Origin of the sequence: Mycobacterium pinniadriaticum (assembly GCF_026242045.1) — a bacterium.
GTDB lineage: Bacteria > Actinomycetota > Actinomycetes > Mycobacteriales > Mycobacteriaceae > Mycobacterium > Mycobacterium pinniadriaticum.
Genome location: NZ_JAPJDO010000080.1, coordinates 1 through 6,269, shown reverse-complemented (window position 1 = coordinate 6,269; position 6,269 = coordinate 1). Strand labels below are relative to the sequence as shown.

Here is a 6,269-nt window from a genome sequence, read left to right as displayed (position 1 = left end):
GCTCGACACTCATGCCGGGCTCATCCGGTACATCGAAGCGGCGGGCCTCTAGCGACGGCTACCGGCCCGCCGCTTCACCCTGCCCCTTGACAAAATGCACCCCATATCAGACCTTGACCCGTCCCTCGAGGTGTTCACGCTCGACGACACGGTCTGGCTGGTCATTCGCCACCGATCATCGTGCCCGACACCGCCGACGGCGGCGTGCGCCGGCCAGAGCTGAATCGGCCATCCAGGCCGTGAGGGGCCGCCCCGGGTCTCGGCCGGAATGGCGATCGCTCGTGTGAAATACTTGCGCCTCGCCGAAATGGCTACTCATCAATCACGGGAGGTCGGCGCGCTGATGGAGTCGCCGATCACCGTCGCGATCATCGACGATCACGACGTGATCCACGCCGGCATCGAGGCCTGGTGTGCGCAGGCCGCGCCCCCCATCCAGACCATTGGCAACTACACTTCGGCGGCGCAATTCGAGGCTGCCCAGCAAGCGGGGGCCGCGCCACCCGATGTGGTCATTCTTGATCTCGAACTCACCAGTCGCCACCCCGACTTCGCGTCTGTGGAACAGCTCAGCAGCAGCGGGCACCGCGTGATCGTCTACTCCCACTTGGTCCACGATGAAGTCATCCTTCGATGTCTCGATCTCGGAGCAGTCACGTACATCGCCAAAGCAGAAGGCAAGAATCACCTCCTGGACGCTATCCGCGCCGCGGCCGACGAGCAGGCCCATATCGGACCCCGCATGGCCGGCGCGATGAGTGCCAACGACAGCACCAACAGGCCGCGGTTGAGCCAACGTGAGCTCGACGTCCTTACCGCGTGGTTTCAAACCGAGAGTAAAGACCTCGTCGCCAAAAAGCTGTTCATCACGCCGGCCACCGTGCGCACCCATCTGCATCGAATCCGCGCCAAATATGCCGCCGCCGGCCGAGACGCACCCACCAAAGCGGCACTGGTCGCACGAGCCATCCAGGACGGCATCGTCAGCGTCGACGACCTCTGACCCCAGTACGGGGTCGGGAAACGGCGGTGGCCCGATCTTCGGGAGCTGGCGTGGTGTTCAAAAGGCTATTGGCCCTTAGTCTTTCAGGAGCGAGTCAACTCGTAGAGCAGGCTACCAGTGGTCGTGTACACCGACGCGGAGTCGCCACCGTGAAATTCCACCAGATAGGTTGACCGGTTGGGCGACTGGCTGACGATCAGCTTGTAGCGACCTGCCGAGTCGGGCTGGGTCGACAGCTGGCAGAACATCGGCCCCCCGATGTCCAGCGGCTCGCCGTGGCTGTAATAGAAGCCGTCGCACAGACCGTCGTCGGCAAATGTCTTGTCAGCGGTTCCGTCTGATGACGACCAGATTCCGACGAGGGAGTGAGGGTCCCCGTCGCTCGAGCCTTCGCCCGGAACAGAGCCCCCGTCGGAGCCGGGAACCGGGTCCACGTGGAAGTAGAGCAGATCCACAGCGCCCGACCACACGGTGATAGTGAGATCGCCACACCAAGCTGTAGTCAATTGATGCGTGAAGATCTCGCGGCCGTCGACAGAGAACGACTGTTGACCCGCCGCGTCAACTTCCAGGGCGACGTCATGCCACTGGTCGTCCAGCGCTCCGCCGGCGACATCCGGGACCGGATCCTCGAAAAGCGGTACCCTGTAGACGCTTTCCGCAAAGTCGATGCCCACGCCGGCTGAATAGTGAGCCCTTCGCTGACCATCGCCGTACATCGGGGCTGTGCCGATTCCGATGGCGAAGCCACCACGTTGCCCTTCTGCGTAGGACGTTAGACGAACTCTGCCGCTGATCCGAGCGGCACATACTTCTACGCCCGGATACCGAAGCCCCGCTCCGATCTCATCATGGGTAGAGCTGCTGAGCCGGACTCCTCTGCCGTCACTCTCGACGTCGGCCTGAACCGGGCCGAATACTTCCCAGGCGGCGAAGTCGACCGGGCCGTACACCGACTTTGGTTTGAGTGAGGTGAAGGCCCACGCTCCGATGCCGAGCACGGTGAGCGCGACAACCGTGATGAGTGCCCCGAGTTTCCAGGGAAAACGCATCTGCGAGTGTGTTGGTGGTCGTCCAGGGCTCGGCGGCGAGGTTCCTGGTCCCGACCGGGGCTGCCACGTCTGTTGTGGTGACGTCCACGACCCCGGCTGCTGGGTTGCCGCCCAGCTATATGGCGGTCGGTATGGCGGCGACGGTGTGTGCTGTGGAGGAGGGTAGATCACCGGCGCGTCCTGCGGGTAGGGCTCGGCGATGTGCTGCCGAGGGGCGATCGGCGACTGCGGTTCTGCCGGCGATGGCTGGGGTGGCATTCCCGGGCGAAGCGACACTTCGCGGCTCCACGGCGAGTCGAGCGGGTAGATCGTGGGCGGGTTTGGGTTGACAGGGTAGGCGCTCGAGATGTTCGCGTTGTGAAACCAAGCGAGCAATTCGGCATCGGCGTTGGGGTGCGCAGCCAGAGACGGCCAGAGGTCGGGGCGGTCTCGCGCGAGCCGACGGAGCTCGCCGGGCTCTGTACGTGGGTGTCGCGCCAGTTCGGCGTCGCGATCAGCCGGTGGGTGAGCCCAGCCGGGAGGCGATGTGAGCGGCTGTTGTTGGGCAGGGTGGTGGTACGCAGGTGAAGTGCCCGTGAACTGGGCCGGCTGGTCGGCTTTCCGTTCACCGATGAAGCTGTCAGGCGCTAAGGAGCGAACGAGCTCAGTGAAGTCGGCTCGCATCTTGAGATAAATGTCAACATCTTCATCGACGAAGCTGTCGCCTTCGATGACCGAGATGGTGCCAGCGGCCGGGTTCTGTGACGCGAATTCGATGTGGGCGCCCACGAAGTGGGGATTGACGTGGTTTCCGTTGCGCAGGGTCACCGATCCTGCGGAGATATCTGCGACGTAGGTTTCGGCGGGTCCTTGCGGTGCGGAGCGCGGCGGGCCCCAGCGTTGAACCACTGCATCAATAATCCGGCCGGCGGGCACCGTAGTGACGAACTGGTGGGTTTGGCGCGCGGATTTCGTCGATTTTCGGCCGAGCACGAAATTGGCTGCGGTGACGAACGGCCAGACCAGCGCTTCGGACACGGTGTCATTGAGCCAGCCCGCAAAATACAGCCACGCGAATCCAGCTGCAGAGAAGATGATGACTATGAGAAAGAAGATCAGCCAGTTCACCGCTTGCTCCCTGATGTTGGTCTGAACCCGCGAGTCGCGCGCATGGCGATACGTTGCGGGTCCACCGCTAGCCATGCCCGCGCCAGCCAGCCTTCAGCGGTGGGCAGAGCCAGCCCGCTCGATGTCCGGGCCGGCCGGTGCGGCGAGAACACCGACGGCTTCTGAGTGCCGTCGTGCGTGGATCCGCACCACGAGGAGCCGAGCTCGACGGCACAACCTGGTGCGTCTTTCATGGCGCTAGGATCGGGACTTCCCTGGCCTTCACAATCGGTTTCACGATTGTTTTGACCATTCTGCTTCTGCCCCAGCACAACCCGAATCATTTGCATGGACTGGCGCCTCGATGTCAGCACCGTTTCATTGACGCGCAATGCATGACTGACACTGCTCTGGGCCATTGATTGCGGCTCCCGGGAGAGTTGGTCCAACTACAGGCTTCTGGGCATGTGAATTAGACACCCTAGCCGTGCAACGGCCAAGTGTGTCGTTTGCCATGAGCTTGGGACCAGTGTGACCTGATTTTGCCAGGGTGATGGGACCACCTGGATTGCCAGTTATGGGACCACCGGCGCGTTGCGTCGGTGGTCTCTTCATTTGCCCGTTCGATCGCCGTGATGGCTCAAGTCACGGAGGCGGCGGGCATGGCTTTTCGGGAGGTCAGTGTGAACGAGATCAGGGAAGTGCTGCGGGTGTGGCTGGGGGTGGCGGGGCGGCCGGCGCCGGGGTACCGCACGATCGCCGCGCATTGCGGCCTGGACCGCAAGACGGTACGGCGCTACGTGGAGGCCGCGCAGGCAGCCGGGCTGCGCCGAGACGACGATGCCGACGTCATCGATGACGGGTTGATCGGGATGGTCGCCGAGGCGGTGCGTCCGGTGCGCCCGGATGGTCACGGCGCGGCCTGGGAGCAACTGCTGGGGTTCGAGGAGCAGATCAGCGCGTGGGTGGCCGGCGACGGTGAGCAGCGGCCGCTAACGATCACCAAGATCGAGACGTTGCTGGCTCGCCAAGGCTGCGTGGTTCCGTATCGGACGTTGAACCGATTCGCCAGCGAGCGTTGCGGTTTCGGCCGCAAGGACACCACGGTGCGGGTCGCTGATGGTGACCCAGGGGTGGAATGCCAGATCGATTTCGGCTACCTGGGAATGCTCACCGATGTCGGCGACGGGCGGCGCCGCAAGGTGCATGCGTTGATCTTCACCGCCGTCTACTCCCGGCACATGTTCGTCTGGCTGTCCTATTCACAGACCCTGACGGCGGTGATCGCCGGATGCCAGGCGGCCTGGGAATTCTTCGAGGGCGTATTCGCGGTGCTGATCCCGGACAATCTGAAACCGGTGATCGCCGCCGCGGATGCGGTCAACCCGCAGTTCACCGCGGGCTGGCTCGACTACGCCGGCCATGTCGGATTCCTCACCGACCCGGCCCGGGTGCGCTCCCCGAAAGATAAGCCGCGGGTGGAGCGTGTGGTGCAGTATGTGCGCCGAAACTTTTGGGACGGTGAAACATTCAGCAGCCTTGAGCAGGCGCAGCAAGCCGCGACCACCTGGTGTCTGCATACTGCCGGGACCCGTATCCACGGCACCACCTGCGCACGCCCCCTGGAAGTGTTCACCGCCGAAGAACAACCCCGGCTGCTGGCAGCTGCGGGGTTGTATGACATGCCGGTGTTCAAAGCGGTCAAAGTGCACCGCGACTTCCACGCCGAGGTCGCCAAAGCCCTGTATTCGCTGCCCGAGCAGTGGATCGGCACCACGCTGGACGTCCGCGCCGACAGTGAGCTGGTCAAGTTCTATCGTCGCGGCACGCTGGTGAAAGTCCACCCCCGCCAACCACCCGGTGGCCGCAGCACCGACCGTGAGGATCTGCCCGAACACAAGGCCGGTTACGCGTTGCGGGATCTGGCGGCGTTGATCGCCACCTGTGCTGCACACGGGCCCAATATCGGGATCTACGCCGAACGCATCCTCGATGACCCGCTGCCCTGGACCCGGATGCGCACCGTCTACCGACTGCAAGGGCTGGTGCGCCGCTACGGCGCCGACCGCGTCGAACAAGCCTGTTCACTATCGCTGGACCTCGACGTCGTCTCGGTCAACAAGATCGCCTCCATGCTCGAACGCGCCACCGAAAACTCCACCCCGGCACTACCACAGGCAGTCGGCCAAACCGCCACCCGATTCTCTCGTGATCCATCCGAATTCACCATCACCCCCACATCATTGACCGTAGTGGCCGTTACCGATTCCGAGGAGACCTGCTGACATGAGCACCCACCGTGCACCCGCCGACCCCGTCGGCGCTGACCTGACCCGACTGCTCAAAGCCCTCAAACTCGGCGCCCTGGCCGACACCCTGCCCGAACGCGCCGCCCTGGCCCGCCAACACAAACTCAGCCACATCGGATTCCTCGAAACGCTACTCGCCGACGAGGTCTCCCGACGCGAATCCCGTTCAGCCGCACTACGAGCGACCAAAGCCGGACTCGACCCGAGCATGCGCTTCGACACCTGGACCGCACAAACGGACCTGCGCTATGACCGCACCCTGCTCGGCGACCTGACCTCCCTGCGATTCCTCGACGCCGGACAGTCGGCAATCATCCTCGGGCCCGTCGGAGTAGGCAAGACACACCTAGCAACATCATTGGGACACATGGCCATTCGCCGCAGACACACTGTCCTGTTCGGTCGTGCCGACAAACTGTTCACCAGGCTGCGCGCCGCCCGCCTGGACAACACCGTCGACGCCGAAATCCGCCGACTGGCCGCCACCGACGTCCTCATCATCGACGACTTTGCGCTCAGACCCCTCGATGCCACCGAGACCAGCGACTTCTACGAAATCATCGTCGAACGCCACCGCGCCAAAACCACCATCGTGACCTCCAACCGGGAACCCGCCGAATGGCTGACCATGACCGCCGACACGCTGCTGGCCCAATCAGCGATCGACCGGCTGACCGCCACCGCACACACCCTCGTCATCGAAGGACCGTGGGGTTCCCCCGAGATCGTGGAGGGTTCCTTATGCCGCTTGCGGCTTGGTCTTGGATTCCCTGATCTCGTAGTTGACGGGCGATAACCCGTCGGCGGAGCTGTGCCGGC

5 protein-coding genes are annotated in these 6,269 nt (G+C 63.8%); 3 read left to right on the top strand and 2 right to left on the bottom strand.

The window, feature by feature from the left end:
* Nucleotides 1-268: 268 nt before the first annotated feature.
* Nucleotides 269-1,003 (top strand): response regulator, encoded by a 735-nt coding sequence (locus ORI27_RS32530; protein ID WP_407666521.1) that lies wholly within the window; start codon nucleotides 269-271, stop codon nucleotides 1,001-1,003.
* 83 nt (nucleotides 1,004-1,086) lie between these two features.
* On the opposite strand, the gene ORI27_RS32525 is transcribed toward ORI27_RS32530, so the two are convergent.
* Together ORI27_RS32525 and ORI27_RS32520 are read right to left on the bottom strand one after the other, a co-directional pair.
* A complete protein-coding gene (locus ORI27_RS32525) occupies nucleotides 1,087-3,162 on the bottom strand; it encodes a variant leucine-rich repeat-containing protein (RefSeq protein WP_266001360.1) in 2,076 nt (691 codons plus the stop codon).
* A complete protein-coding gene (locus ORI27_RS32520) occupies nucleotides 3,159-3,395 on the bottom strand; it encodes a hypothetical protein (protein ID WP_266001358.1) in 237 nt (78 codons plus the stop codon). Before ORI27_RS32520 ends, ORI27_RS32525 begins: the two co-directional genes overlap by 4 nt.
* Nucleotides 3,396-3,803: 408 nt before the next feature.
* On the opposite strand from ORI27_RS32520, the gene istA reads away from it, so the two are divergent.
* Nucleotides 3,804-5,426 (top strand): IS21 family transposase, encoded by a 1,623-nt coding sequence (gene istA, locus ORI27_RS32515; protein ID WP_266001361.1) that lies wholly within the window; start codon nucleotides 3,804-3,806, stop codon nucleotides 5,424-5,426.
* Nucleotide 5,427: 1 nt separating this feature from the next.
* A complete protein-coding gene (locus tag ORI27_RS32510) occupies nucleotides 5,428-6,246 on the top strand; it encodes an ATP-binding protein (RefSeq protein ID WP_266001357.1) in 819 nt (272 codons plus the stop codon).
* Nucleotides 6,247-6,269: the final 23 nt, after the last annotated feature.

What these genes read in the sequence shown, in the direction of transcription:
- ORI27_RS32530 (WP_407666521.1), top strand. Translation starts at nt 269, where the DNA reads ATGGCGATCGCTCGTGTGAAATACTTGCGCCTCGCCGAAATGGCTACT.
- ORI27_RS32520 (WP_266001358.1), bottom strand. Translation starts at nt 3,395, where the DNA reads ATGAAAGACGCACCAGGTTGTGCCGTCGAGCTCGGCTCCTCGTGGTGC.
- istA (WP_266001361.1), top strand. Translation starts at nt 3,804, where the DNA reads ATGGCTTTTCGGGAGGTCAGTGTGAACGAGATCAGGGAAGTGCTGCGG.
- ORI27_RS32510 (WP_266001357.1), top strand. Translation starts at nt 5,428, where the DNA reads ATGAGCACCCACCGTGCACCCGCCGACCCCGTCGGCGCTGACCTGACC.